A 12,762-nucleotide genomic window follows, 5' to 3' on the forward strand; every position below is an offset into this window, starting at 1 on the left:
GTCGTTCTCGATTTTCTTCCGAACCGGGCGACGGGGGGATGCGCGTCGCCCGGCAGGTCTTACGCCTTGGCGGCGTGCTTTTCGATGATGACCTGCTTGTCGGCGGGTGCGTCGTCTTCGGGGTAATGGTCGTCGACCATGGTCTCCTCGTCGAACGGCAGGTTACCGTCGAGCACCGTGTTGACTCGTTCCTTGTCCAGCGTCTTGGTCCAGGTACCGACCAGCAGGGTGGCAACGGCGTTACCCGAGAAGTTCGTGACTGCGCGGGCTTCGGACATGAAGCGATCGATTCCGACGATGATCGGGACGCCGTCCAGGAGCTGGGGAGCGTGACTTTCCAGGCCGCCGGCCAGCGTGGCGAGGCCTGCACCGGATACGCCGGCTGCGCCCTTGGAAGCGATGATCATGAACAGCAGCAGCGAGAACTGCTCGGGGATCGACAGCGGCAGGTTCATGGCGTCGGCGATGAAGATCGAGGCCATCGTCAGGTAGATCGCGGTGCCGTCGAGGTTGAAGGAGTAGCCGGTGGGGACGACGATTCCGACGGTGGTGCGCTCGACTCCGACGTGCTCCATCTTGGCGATCAGACGCGGTAGGGCCGACTCGGAGGACGACGTGGCGACGATCAGCAGGTACTCCCGGGCCAAGTACTTGACCAGCTTGAAGATCGAGAACCCGGAGACGAACTTCAGGATCAGTCCAAGGAAGAAGAAGACGAAGATGAAGCAGGTGACGTAGAAGGCCAGCATCAGAGTGCCGAGCTGGACGACGGCGTCGAATCCGGTCTTGCCGACGACACCGGCGATGGCACCGAAGGCACCGATCGGGGCGAGCCACAGGATCATGGTCAAGATTCGGAAGACGAGCTTCTGTACCGCACCGATGCCCTTGAGGATTCCTTCGCCGCTCTTGCCCATGGCCTGCAGCGCGAAGCCGACGAGGATGGCGACGAACAACGTCTGCAGTACCGAGCCTTCGGTGAGCGAGGACAACAGCGACGTCGGAATGATGCCGGCGATGAAGTCCATCGTGCCGCCCGCGGCTTCGGCGGTCTTGACGAGGTCATCGGCTCCGCCGCTGGGTGGAATGTCCAGACCGTCACCGGGCTGGATCAAGTTGCCGACGACCATGCCGATACCGAGCGCGATGGTCGACATACTGAGGAAGTAAGCCAGGGCGAGACCGCCGACTCGACCGACACTGGCGGCTGCACGAACCGACCCGATGCCGAGCACAATGGTGCAGAAGATGACCGGGCTGATCATCATCTTGATCAAGCTGACGAACAGGGTGCCGAGCACGGCCAGCGATACGCCGAAGTCCTTCCACATCAATCCGACGATGACGCCGGCGATGACGGCGATGATCACGGCAATGTAGAGCCAGTGCGTCTTGTCGCGCTTCTTCTTGGGCTCGGTGGGCGGGTTGTCGAACCGCTCAGCATCGGTGCTGATAGTCATGAAGGTTCCTTCTTGTTTCTGGTGAAGCGCGAGTGTGGACTGCTGACTTCTGGAGTGGAGTGAGGTGGATCACCCCTGCTGAGAGATGATGTTGCTGGACGTGGTGACTGGAGTCACCTATACGTTCATTTCGTTCACACCGAATGTTCTTGCGCGAAAGGAATGCGTTGTCCTCCAAGCGTCCGCTGAGCGTCGCCGGCCAGGTGCTCGTGCTTCAGCTCGTCGTCATGGCCGTCATCGTGTTCGCCGGCGGGATCCTGACGGTGCTCAACGAACGGTCCAACAGCGACGACGCGACCCGACGCGAAGTCACGGCGATCGCCGTCAGCATCGCCAACGAACCGTCGACGCCTCTTGCGATCGAATCCGACGACCCGACGTCACGATTGCAGCCGGAAACCGAGAAGATTCGTCAGGTCACCGGCGTCGACTTCATCGTCGTCATGGCACCGGATCGCACCCGCTTCACTCACACCACCGTCGACCTGATCGGTAAACCGTTCAGCGGCAACATCGATCGTGCGCTGCAGGGCGAAACGTTCACCGAGACGTACGTGGGTTCACTCGGGCCGTCGATCCGCGCGGTCACTCCGGTCACCGACTCGTCCGGCGAGATCGTCGGTCTCGTCTCGGCGGGAGTCACCAGGGCCAAGATCAGCGACCAGTTCCTGCAGGGCCTCCCGCTGATCATCGGAGTCGTGCTCGCTGCCTTCGTCGTCGCCGCAGCGGGATCGACGTTGCTCAGCCGCCGACTCCGGCGTCAGACACTCGGAATGGCACCTGCGGAACTGCGCACCATGTACGAGCATCACGACGCCGTGCTGCACTCGATCGGTGAGGGACTGTTGGTGTTCGGCCGCGGGGACGAGGCGGAGCTGGTCAACGACGAGGCTCGACGCCTGCTCGATCTGCCGGAAGGGCCGGTCCTGCTCACCTCGTTGCCGGAGTCGATGCAGCAGATGGACACCGGCATCGTGCGCGGTGAGTTGCATCTGACGAAGGACCGCGTGCTCGTCGTCAATCAGGATCCGGTGATGTGGGAGGGCAAGCGCCTGGGCAATGTGCTGACGATTCGCGATCAGACCGAATTACGTTCACTGATGGGTGAATTGGACTCTGTGCGAAGTTTCGCGGAATCGCTGCGATCACAGGCTCACGAGTCGGCGAACAGGCTGCACACCGTCATCACGATGGTCGAGCTCGGGCGGCCGGAGGAAGCCGTCGAGTTCGCGACGGCCGATCTCGAGCTCTCGCAAACTCTCATCGACCGTCTGATGAACGCGGTGGGTGAACCTGCGCTCGCTGCACTGCTACTCGGCAAGGTCAGCCAGGCTGCCGAGCAGGGTGTGGAGCTGACCATCACCGACGACACGGCGATGGAACACGAGGGTGTGCTCACTGCACGTGAATTGGTCACGCTGGTGGGCAATCTGATAGACAATGCCATCGATGCCTCGAAAGAATCCGACCAGCCGTGGGTCGAAGTGACGGTCCGCGACGCCGATGGTGAGCTCGTCGTACGGGTGGCCGACAGCGGTCCCGGGATGCCGCCGGAGACGCTCAAAGCTGCTCTGCGGCGCGGCTACTCGACCAAGTCCGGATCACGTGGCCTCGGTTTGGCCCTGGTAACTCAAGTGATCGGACGCCATCGCGGCACCTTGACCTCCGAAGTGACGTACGGTTCGGTCCTGATTGCCACCATTCCGGGATCGCCGTCGTGATCCGGGTGTTGATCGTCGACGACGAACCCTTGATCGCCGAGGCGCACAAGACCTACGTCGAGCGCACCCCTGGCTTCGAGGTGGCAGGCGTCGCACACACCGGTGCTGCGGCCATGCGGTTCGCCAGCACCGAGGCCGTCGATCTGGTGTTGCTGGACATCGGCCTACCCGACGCGAGCGGCATCGACGTCGCGGCTGCGCTCGGCGGTCTGCGGCCGAGCCCCGACGTCATCGCTATCACCTCCGAACGAGACCTGTCGGTGGTGCGTTCGGCAGTCGCGCACGGCATCGTGCTGTATCTGCTCAAGCCCTTCACGTTCGCCGCGTTCCGCGACAAGCTCGAGCGCTATCGCGAATTCCACGATGCGCTACCCGCCGGGGAGAACGCGTCGAGTCAGCGCGACATCGACCGCGCCATGGCGCATCTGCGCACGGCCGACGAACGCGTGTCCACCCCCAAAGGCATTGCCCCGCAGACAATGGACGGCATCACCGCCAGCGTCAAGGAAGCGGCCGACGGACTCAATGCATCCGAGGCCGCCAAGGTCGTGGGAGTGTCCCGCGTGACGGCGTGGCGTTATCTCGAACGCCTCGCCGACGACGGCCTGGTCACCCGGCACACCGAATACGGTAAGGCCGGGCGACCGCAGGTTCGTTACATGTGGCGCTGACGCTCCAGTGGTGCGGATAAGTGCCCCTCGGGCGCGCCAGGAGTGAAGCCTGCGGAACGACCCGGGGGGTCAGTCACTCCACTGCGGCGCCAGCCGCTCTCACGATCCACGCGTATTCGAAGGCCGCTTCTTTCCATTTCTCGTAGCGACCGCTCACCCCGCCGTGTCCGGCGCTCATTTCTGTCTTGAGCAGCAGATTCGAGTCACCGGTCTTGGTTGCGCGCAGGGCCGCAACCCATTTGGCGGGCTCGACGTACAACACTCGGGTGTCGTTGATCGACGTGATCGCCAGGATCGACGGGTAGTCCTTGGCCTCGACGTTCTCGTAGGGGCTGTACGACTTCATGTACTCGTACACTTCCTTGTCCGCCAACGGGTTTCCCCACTCGTCCCATTCGATGACCGTGAGTGGAAGCGACGGGTCGAGGATGGAGGTGAGCGGATCGACGAAGGGCACGTTTGCCAGGATCCCGTTGAACAGCTCCGGCGCGAGGTTCGCCACCGCGCCCATCAGCAGTCCGCCCGCACTGCCGCCGTCGGCGACCAGATGCTTCGGTGAGGTGCGTCCGGTGTCGATGAGATGCTGCGCCGCAGCGATGAAGTCGGTGAACGTGTTCTTCTTCTTCAGCGTCTTGCCGTTGTCGTACCAGTGCCGACCCATCTCACCGCCACCGCGAACGTGTGCGACGACGAAGACGATGCCGCGGTCGAGCAACGACAGCCTCGCAACGGAGAACGACGGGTCCATCGAGGCCTCGTACGATCCGTAGCCGTAGAGGAGCGTCGGCGCGGGGCCCTCGGGCACGTCCTTGCGTCGGATGACCGACAGCGGAACCTGCGTCCCGTCCGGTGCGGTGGCCCATTCGCGATGCTGCACGTAGTCACCGGCGTCGAACTCACCCAGAACGGGCTGCGATTTGCGGAGCAGCAGTTCGCCGCTGGCGACGTCGAGGTCGTAGACCTGCCCGGGGGTGATGAACGAGGTGTACACCATCCGCAGCAGGGGCTGATCCCACTCGGGGTTCGAGCCCGCGCCGACGGAGTAGAGCTCCTCGTCGAATTCGAGCTCGCGGTACTCGCCGTATCCCTCGTCGGTCAGCGGCCAGATCGCCATGCGGGTCAACGCTTCTCGCCGGTAGGTAAAGATCAAGTGGCCGGCGAAGGCATCGATGTCCTCGACGCGAACGTCGTCGCGATGTGGAACCAGAATGCGCTGATCGAGCGGGTTCGAGACCGGGGCCTCGGCGAGCAGGAAGTTCTCGGCCTTCTCCCCCTCGGTGCCCCAGCCGTTCACCGAGCCGTTGTGGGTGATGAGGAATCGATCCTCACCGGCCACGACGGCATGTTCGATGCTGTATTCGACGCCGTCCGTGCGTGGGAGCACGACGCGGAACTCACCCTCGGGATCGGTGGATTCCAGGACCAGGCACTCGGAGGTGATCTTGGAGCCGACCCAGATCATCAGGTACTTCTCGCTGCGAGTGGAACCGAATCCGACCCAGTAGCTTTCGTCTGGCTCGTGGAAGACCTTGACGTCCTCGGCTTTTCCGAGGGTGTGTCGCCAGACGGTGTCGGGACGCCAGGATTCGTCGACCGTCAGGTAGAAAACGTGGGTGGCGTCGGCGGTCCAGGTGGCTCCGGGGGCGACGTTCTCGATGGTGTCGGCGAGCAACTCGCCGGTGTCGAGGTTCCTGAAGCGCAGTGTGTAGCGCTCGTCGCCCTCGGTGTCGGTGGAGTAGGCCAACAGCGTTCCGTCGAGGCTGATCGAGAACGCTCCGAGGGAGAAGAAGTCGTGACCCTCGGCTTCGACATTTGCGTCGAGCAGGATCTGCTCGCCTGGTACGTCCACGTCGGAAGAGAGCGTGGGAGGAGTCCAGTCGTCGGGAGAGTCGACGGGGCAACGGCATTGGAGGCCGTACGACTTACCCTCGACGGTGCGCGAGTAGTACCACCATTGGCCCATGCGCGTCGGCACGGACAGATCGGTCTCCTGGGTGCGCGACTTGATCTCGTCGAAGATCTTGCCGCGCAACGACTCGAGGCCTGCCGTCTGTTGCTCGGTGTACGCGTTCTCGGATTCGAGGTAGGCGATCACCTCGGGATCTTCCTTGGCGCGCAACCATTCGTAGTTGTCGATGAAGGTGTCGCCGTGGTGGGTGCGCTCGTGCGGCACCTTCTTGGCTACGGGTGGGGTGATCGTCATGGTGTGACCCAATCGTCGAAGTTCAGGCCCGAGATACGCTCGTAGGCCTCGATGTAGCGGCTGCGGGTGGCGGCGACGATGTCGTCGGGCAACGGTGGCGGCGGGGTGTCGGAACTACGGTCCCAGCCCGATTCGCCGGTCAACCAGTCACGAACGAACTGCTTGTCGAAGCTGGGCTGGACGCGACCTTCCTGATACGAATCGGCCGGCCAGTACCGTGAGGAATCGGGGGTGAGAACCTCGTCGGCGAGGACGAGGTTGCCGTCGGCGTCGGTTCCGAACTCAAACTTCGTGTCCGCGAGAATGATTCCGCGCTCGAGCGCGAAGTTGGCTGCGCGTGAGTAGATCTCGATGGTGTCTTCACGCAACTTGAACGCGAGCTCGGCACCGACCAGCTCGACGGCCCGGTCGAAGGTGATGTTCTCGTCGTGGTCGCCGAGTTCGGCCTTGGATGCGGGCGTGAAGATGACCTCGTCGAGCTTGCTGGATTCGATCAATCCGGGCGGCAACTGGACTCCGCAGACGGCTCCGGTCGCGTTGTAGTCCGCCAACCCGGATCCGGTGAGGTAGCCGCGCGCGACGCATTCGATCGGCACCATGTTCAGTTTCTCCACCACCAGGGCGCGGCCGAGCAGTTCGGCGGGGATACGTTCGTCGAGGGGGTCGCCGGCCAGATGGTTGACGCCGCCGAGCTCTTCGAAGAAGAACACACTCATTGCCGTCAACACACGTCCCTTGTCCGGGATCGGGGTGTCGAGAATGTGGTCGTACGCCGAGATTCGGTCGCTCGCGACGAGCAGCAGATGCGCGTCGTCGATGGTGTAGAGATCGCGGACCTTGCCGCCGGCCAGATGCTCGTAGCTACTCAGTGATGGTCGCACGGTGTTCAACACTATCTGGGCCGGTGGCGGTGGGGGTGCCGGTAGGCATCAGACTGGTAGCCGTGGCAACGAAAAACACGACGTCGGATGTCGGATTCCGCTCCGAACGCGGACCGATCCTGGTCGCGCTGATGCTCAGCACGTCTCTGGTCGCGCTCGACTCGACCATCATCGCCACGGCGGTCCTGTCCATCGTCGACGACCTGGGCGGGTTCACCCAGTTCCCGTGGCTGTTCTCCATCTACCTTCTGGCCCAGGCTGTATCGGTTCCGCTGTACGGAAAACTGGCCGACCTGTTCGGCCGCAAGAAGATCATGCTGTTCGGTATAGCGGTGTTTCTGCTCGGCTCGATCCTGTGCGGCCTGGCCTGGAGCATGCCCGCTCTGATCGCATTCCGGGCGGTCCAGGGTCTCGGCGCGGGTGCCGTGCAACCGATGGCCGTCACCATCGCCGGAGATATCTACACCCTGGCCGAGCGCGCCAAGGTGCAGGGCTACCTCGCCAGCGTGTGGGCGATGTCCTCGGTGATCGGCCCGGCGCTCGGCGGCATCTTCTCCGAGTTCCTGACGTGGCGCTGGATTTTCTTCGTCAACATCCCGCTGTGCGCGCTGGCCGCGGTGATGTTGTGGCGCAAGTTCGACGAGGGAGCCGTGGAGCGCACCAAGCCCAAGATCGACTACCTCGGTGCCGCGCTGTTGACGGTCGGCGCGGCCATGGTGCTGCTCGGTCTGCTCGAGGGCGGACAGTCCTGGGCATGGAACTCCCCAGTCAGCATCGCCATCTTCGCCGCCGGCATCTCGATGCTCGCCGCCTTCGCAGTCGTTCAGACCAAGGTCGAGGAGCCGATCCTGCCGCTGTGGGTGTTCACGCGTCGGGTCCTGGTGGTCAGCAGCCTCATCTCGCTGCTCGTCGGTGCGTTGATCCTCGGCCTGACGTCCTACGTGCCGACATTCGTGCAGGGCGTGCTCGGCACCGGTGCCATCGTCGCCGGGTTCGCGCTGTCCACTCTCACGCTCGGATGGCCCATCGCGGCGTCTCTCTCCGGGCGGGTGTATCTGCGATTCGGATTCCGCACCACGGCCCTCATCGGTGCATCCATCGCGGTGGTGGGCGCGGCGTTCGCCACCGGTCTGGGTGCGGGCTCGCACGTGTGGCAGGTGGGCGCGGTGTGCTTCGTGATCGGCCTCGGTATGGGCCTGATCGCCAGCCCCACCCTCATCGCCGCCCAGTCGAGCGTCGACTGGGCCGAGCGCGGCGTCGCCACCTCCACCAACATGTTCGCCCGCTCCATCGGCAGCGCCGTCGGGGTCGCGGTGTTCGGTGCCATCGTCAACTCACGCATCTCCGGTGACCCGAGCCCAGAGCAACTGTCCGACGCCATCCATCCCGTCTTTCTCGGTGTCTTGGCTGCGGCCGTGGTGATGGCCGTCGCGGCACTGTTCATGCCCAAGCGTGCTGCAGAACCGACCCGGTAGCTTTTCTCCATGGCCCTCATTCATCGCGCGACGCTCGTCCCCTCGAAACTCGACGCCATCGCGGCGTGGATTCCGTCTCAACCCTGGTGGGATGGATCGGGGGCCGACGAACTGGACGCTGCGGCTGCGTACCGCTTCGACGATCCCGACGGCGAGGTGGGGATCGAGACACATCTGCTGCGGACGGCGTCGGGCACGGTGTTTCAGGTACCACTCACCTACCGCAGCGCACCGCTGGACGGGGCGGACGCGTATCTCGTTGCCACGATGGATCATTCGGTGCTGGGCCCGCGTTGGGTGTACGACGGCGTCGGCGATCCGGTGTACGTGGCGGTGACCGCCACGGCCATCGCCGAGGGCGCACATCAGGCCGAGTTGGTGGTGCAATCAGAAGACGGTTCCCGTTCGGTCCGCGAATCCACCACGCAGGTGTGGGGTACCGGTGGGCCTGCGCCGACGGCACCGCGCCTGTCGGTCCGTCGGGTGATCGATGCCGCGCCGACCGAGCTGCCGCATCTGATCGGTACCTGGCCGGGCCAGGCCGAGCCAGTCGTGCTGGTGGAGTTGCGGGGTTAGAGCTCCGAGCCCGGAAAGAAGTGCACCGGGGATGCCACCGAGACATCGACGGCGGTGCCGGGCGCGAATCGCTCGGAGATACGGGCGATCGCACGAAGCGGTAGTCCGGTGTCATTGTGCCGCAGCGTGACCGAGGATTCCGGTCCGGTGAACAGCTCGTGTTCGACGACGAATGCGCCGTCCTTGCGTTCGGTGATCATCAGCTGTTCGGGCCGAAGCAACGCTTGCCCGTCGCCGGTCGCGCCGGTGGTGGTGCCCAGGCGGCCGAGCACCGTCTCGACGTACCCTCCGCGGCCGACGCCGTCGACGAGATACGCGTCGCCGACGAAGCGAGCCACAGCGGGTGTGGACGGTCGCTCGTACACCTCTCGCGGCGTATCGACCTGGGCGCAGCGTCCGCCGAGCAGTACGGCCACCCGATCGGCAGTTCCGAGCGCCTCGGCCCGGTCATGGGTGACGAGGATCGATGCAGTCTTGCTGGCCTGCAACAACTCTCGCACGTCCTGCCGAATCGAGGTACGCAGACCGGCATCGAGAGCAGCGAAGGGCTCGTCCATCAACACCACCGACGGAGCCGGAGCGAGCGCGCGCGCCAACGCGATGCGTTGCTGCTGACCACCCGAGAGTTCGCTGGGCCTGACCGCACCGGCATCGGGCAACCCAACGAGCTCGAGCATCTCGTCGACGCGTCGTGCGCGCTCGGCGCGGCCGGCGAGGTACGGCCGCACAAACCCTGCACGCAAACCGAATTCGATGTTCCTCCGCACCGTCAAGTGTGGAAACAGTCCACCTTCCTGCGGCATCAGGCCTATCCCCCGCTTCTCCGGCGGCACCTGTAGCTGCCCCGCCACCGAAATGTCCCGCCCGTCGGTCGTGATCCGGCCTGCATCGATGCGGTGCAGTCCCGCGATGGACCGCAACAGGGTCGTCTTGCCACAGCCCGAAGGGCCGAGAACAGCAAGCATCTCACCGTCGCCGAGATCGAGATCGATCCCGTGCAGCACCGCTGTATTGCCGTACGAGGCAACGAGACCGGCGATCACCATGCTCATGATTGTGCTGCTCGCTTCCGCGTCGTGCGTCCGAGCGCCCGCGTCAGAACGACCGTCGGGACCACGGAGATCAGGATCAGGGCCAGTGCGTACGGCGCGGCCTCGCCGTATCTGAACGCCTCGGTGGTGGACCACAGCGTGGTCGCGAGCGTATCCACTCCACGAGGTCGAAGCATCAGCGTCGCCGGCAGTTCCTTGGCGACGGTGAGAAAGACCAACGCGGACCCGGCAGCGATGCCGGGTAGCGCGATCGGAATCGTCACCCGCAGATCGGTAAGCACTCGGCCCGCACCGAGTGTCCGTGAAACATCCCCGAGGACAACCGGAGTGGCGTCGACGACAGCTCTGGTGCTGCCGACGGCCAAGGGCAGGAACAGCACCACGTACGCCAGCACCAACAACACCGCGGTCTGATAGAACGACGGCAGAAACCGGATTCCGAGAAACACCGTGGCGAGCCCGACGGTGATACCAGGGAGACCGTGCGCGATGTAGGTGGACAACTCGGCAGTGCGGGCGGCCTTCGACGTGGATCGGGCCGCGAACAGCGCGACCGGCAACGCGAGCACCGCCACCACCACCGCAGCGGTCGCGGAATATTGAACCGTCTTGGCGGTGACGGCCAGCACGTCCGCCCAGTCGACGGTGAACCGCAGCGATCGACTCAACCACCGCGCCAGAGCCAGGATCGGTACCAGAACCGAGAGCGTCAGCGCCGCAACGACAACGGCCAGAGCCGGGATACGCCACCGGCCGAGGACGATCGGCTCGGCCGTCCGGTCGGTTCCCGATCCCACCCGCGCCGTGGCCCCGCGTCGGGCACGCCGTTCCAGCAGCGTCAGCACCAACGCACCCACCACCAGGACCAGCCCCAGGACGGCGGCCGCAGTGCGATCGAGTCCCCCGCGGTACGCGCTGTAGATACCCAGTGTGAAGGCGTCGTACCGCATCAGAGCCACCGCCCCGAAGTCACTGATGGTGTACAGCGCGACCAGAAGAGCGCCTGCTGCAGCAGCCGGGACGACGCGGCGGCACTCGACGGTCAGCGCGGTGCGCACAGCCCCTCGGCCCAGAGTTCGAGAGACCTCCGCCAACGATGGATCTGCAGTGGCGAACGCCGCGGATACCGGCAGCATCACCAACGGGAAGCAGGAGAGCGTGAGCACGAGGGCCGCACCGGAAAAGCCTGCCAACGAAGGAAATTCGGCAATCCACAGGTATCCGGACACATAGGACGGGATGGCGAGCGGTGCGGCGAGGATCATCGCGAAGAAGCGTCGGCCGGGCAGATCGGTGCGAACGGTGAGCCACGCCAGCAGAGTCCCGACCACGACCGACGCGACCAGCACGGCGAGAGTCAGTGTTGCCGTGCGAAGTGCGAGATCGAGCGTGCGTTGCCGCAGGAGCAGTCCAAGGACTTTCTCGGTGCCGCCGTCGAACGCTCGCACGAACAGGTACACCAGCGGTGTCAGCGTCAGCGCTCCGACACACAACGCGGCCGCCCCGAGTACGGGACGACCGTCGACGTGGTGCCGCCGACGCGGCCGGAGTGCAGACGCGAGCACCGACTAGATGATTCCGACGTCGGTGAGCAGGGTTTGGGTGGCTTCGAGGGACGAGAGCTTGCCCAGATCGAGGTCGGTCGAACCCAACTCGGACAGTGGCGGCAAATCGTACTCGGACGTGACGCCGTCGATGACGGGGTATTCGGCGGTCTCGTTCGCGAAGTACGTCTGCGATTCGGTCGAGAGCAACTCGCGCACGAAGTCGAAGGCGGCGTCCTGATTGTCGGAGGCGGCCAGCACACCGGCACCGGCGACGTTGATCAGTGCGCCGGGATCACCGGGCTCGAAGTAGTGCAGCTCGACCGGAGCGTCGGCACCGTTCTCGTCCTTGAACGGGTACCAGTAGTAGTGGTTGATCAGGCCGGTGGCCACCTGGCCGTCGTTGACAGCCGTCAGCAGCGGGCCGTTGCCCTCGAATGCGACGGGCTCGTTGGCGACGAATCCTTCGAGCCAGGTGCGGGCACCGTCCTCGCCGCGCTGGACACGCAGAGCGGTGACGAAGGCCTGGAACGACGCGTTGGTCGGTGCGTAGCCGATCTGTCCGCGCCAGCGCGGGTCGAGCAGGCCGTCGATGCCGGTGGGCAGGTCTGCGGCCTGCACCGAGTCGGAGTTGTACGCCAGGACACGGGCCCGTGCGGAGGTGGCGACCCAGGTGCCGTCGGCACCGCGGTACTGCTCGGGGACGAGCGAGAGGATGTCCTCGGGCAGCGGCGCGAGTGCGCCTTGCTCGTCGAGGGCACCGAGTGCGCCTGCGTCCTGACCGTAGAAGACGTCCGCCGGGGTTGCGTCGCCCTCTTCGAGAATCTTCGCGGCCTGGGCGTTGGTGTTGCCCGAGTAGTCGACCTCGATGCCGCCGCCGATGCGCTGGATCAACGGGTCGACGAGTTCTTCACCACGGCCGGAGTACACGACGAGTGCATTCTCCGAAGTGGATGCGCCGTCCTCGGAAGAGCCATCCGAGCTGCAGGCAGCGAGACCGAGGGCAAGGGTTGCGCTGAGCGAGAGCAGCGCCAGACGACGAACGGTGAACACGGTTCTCCTGACGAAAACGGGTCATTCGAGACAATTCGATGAAAGTACACCGCAAAGGTGAGGCTCAGCTATTTCGCTTCCCCATGTGCACGGGACTTCGTAGCAGGGGTCGAAATTCCGCTCACG

At 64.7% G+C, this 12,762-nt stretch carries 10 protein-coding genes; 4 read left to right on the forward strand and 6 right to left on the reverse strand.

The features are described from left to right. Positions 1 to 59: 59 nt before the first annotated feature. Positions 60 to 1,460: a cation:dicarboxylate symporter family transporter gene (locus tag ACNEOT_RS17490; protein WP_415975546.1), complete on the reverse strand. Its 1,401-nt coding sequence runs from the start codon at positions 1,458 to 1,460 to the stop codon at positions 60 to 62. Between the two features lie 227 nt (positions 1,461 to 1,687). Between ACNEOT_RS17490 and ACNEOT_RS17495 the strand changes: the two genes are divergently transcribed. Beyond that, a complete protein-coding gene (locus tag ACNEOT_RS17495; protein WP_415976347.1) occupies positions 1,688 to 3,181 on the forward strand; it encodes an ATP-binding protein in 1,494 nt (497 codons plus the stop codon). Next, on the forward strand, positions 3,178 to 3,852 hold the full coding sequence (locus tag ACNEOT_RS17500) for a response regulator (protein WP_415975547.1): 675 nt from the start codon (positions 3,178 to 3,180) through the stop codon (positions 3,850 to 3,852). The genes ACNEOT_RS17495 and ACNEOT_RS17500 overlap by 4 nt, the downstream gene beginning before the upstream one ends. 73 nt (positions 3,853 to 3,925) lie before the next feature. Here ACNEOT_RS17500 and ACNEOT_RS17505 read toward each other — a convergent pair whose 3' ends face one another. Both ACNEOT_RS17505 and ACNEOT_RS17510 read right to left on the reverse strand, forming a co-directional pair. Further along, positions 3,926 to 6,055 carry a S9 family peptidase gene (locus ACNEOT_RS17505; protein ID WP_415975548.1) on the reverse strand — a complete coding sequence of 710 codons (2,130 nt, stop codon included), beginning with the start codon at positions 6,053 to 6,055 and terminating at the stop codon, positions 3,926 to 3,928. Next, positions 6,052 to 6,936: a phosphoribosylaminoimidazolesuccinocarboxamide synthase gene (locus ACNEOT_RS17510; RefSeq protein WP_415975550.1), complete on the reverse strand. Its 885-nt coding sequence runs from the start codon at positions 6,934 to 6,936 to the stop codon at positions 6,052 to 6,054. Before ACNEOT_RS17510 ends, ACNEOT_RS17505 begins: the two co-directional genes overlap by 4 nt. 62 nt (positions 6,937 to 6,998) lie before the next feature. Here ACNEOT_RS17510 and ACNEOT_RS17515 point away from each other — a divergent pair, with 62 nt between their 5' ends. Together ACNEOT_RS17515 and ACNEOT_RS17520 are read left to right on the forward strand one after the other, a co-directional pair. Beyond that, complete coding sequence (locus ACNEOT_RS17515) at positions 6,999 to 8,411, forward strand: MDR family MFS transporter (RefSeq protein ID WP_415975552.1); 1,413 nt, start codon at positions 6,999 to 7,001, stop codon at positions 8,409 to 8,411. 9 nt (positions 8,412 to 8,420) lie between these two features. Further along, a complete protein-coding gene (locus ACNEOT_RS17520; RefSeq protein ID WP_415975553.1) occupies positions 8,421 to 8,987 on the forward strand; it encodes a CG0192-related protein in 567 nt (188 codons plus the stop codon). On the opposite strand, the gene ACNEOT_RS17525 is transcribed toward ACNEOT_RS17520, so the two are convergent. Genes ACNEOT_RS17525 through ACNEOT_RS17535 form a run of 3 tightly spaced genes read right to left on the reverse strand, consistent with a single transcriptional unit; the run spans position 8,984 to position 12,636 of the window. Further along, positions 8,984 to 10,039, reverse strand: a complete 1,056-nt coding sequence (locus ACNEOT_RS17525) for an ABC transporter ATP-binding protein (protein WP_415975555.1) — start codon at positions 10,037 to 10,039, stop codon at positions 8,984 to 8,986. The two genes, ACNEOT_RS17520 and ACNEOT_RS17525, sit on opposite strands and share 4 nt — an antisense overlap. Next, positions 10,036 to 11,604 carry an ABC transporter permease gene (locus ACNEOT_RS17530; protein WP_415975557.1) on the reverse strand — a complete coding sequence of 523 codons (1,569 nt, stop codon included), beginning with the start codon at positions 11,602 to 11,604 and terminating at the stop codon, positions 10,036 to 10,038. Before ACNEOT_RS17530 ends, ACNEOT_RS17525 begins: the two co-directional genes overlap by 4 nt. A gap of 3 nt (positions 11,605 to 11,607) precedes the next feature. Further along, positions 11,608 to 12,636 (reverse strand): iron ABC transporter substrate-binding protein, encoded by a 1,029-nt coding sequence (locus tag ACNEOT_RS17535; RefSeq protein ID WP_415975559.1) that lies wholly within the window; start codon positions 12,634 to 12,636, stop codon positions 11,608 to 11,610. Positions 12,637 to 12,762: the final 126 nt, after the last annotated feature.

It is taken from the genome of Rhodococcus sp. 077-4 (assembly GCF_047782425.1).
In the GTDB taxonomy this organism is placed as follows: domain Bacteria; phylum Actinomycetota; class Actinomycetes; order Mycobacteriales; family Mycobacteriaceae; genus Rhodococcoides.

Bases quoted from the DNA above. Each gene is read 5' to 3' on its own strand.
- ACNEOT_RS17490 (WP_415975546.1), bottom strand. From the start codon at position 1,460: ATGACTATCAGCACCGATGCTGAGCGGTTCGACAACCCGCCCACCGAG.
- ACNEOT_RS17495 (WP_415976347.1), top strand. From the start codon at position 1,688: ATGGCCGTCATCGTGTTCGCCGGCGGGATCCTGACGGTGCTCAACGAA.
- ACNEOT_RS17505 (WP_415975548.1), bottom strand. From the start codon at position 6,055: ATGACGATCACCCCACCCGTAGCCAAGAAGGTGCCGCACGAGCGCACC.
- ACNEOT_RS17520 (WP_415975553.1), top strand. From the start codon at position 8,421: ATGGCCCTCATTCATCGCGCGACGCTCGTCCCCTCGAAACTCGACGCC.
- ACNEOT_RS17525 (WP_415975555.1), bottom strand. From the start codon at position 10,039: ATGAGCATGGTGATCGCCGGTCTCGTTGCCTCGTACGGCAATACAGCG.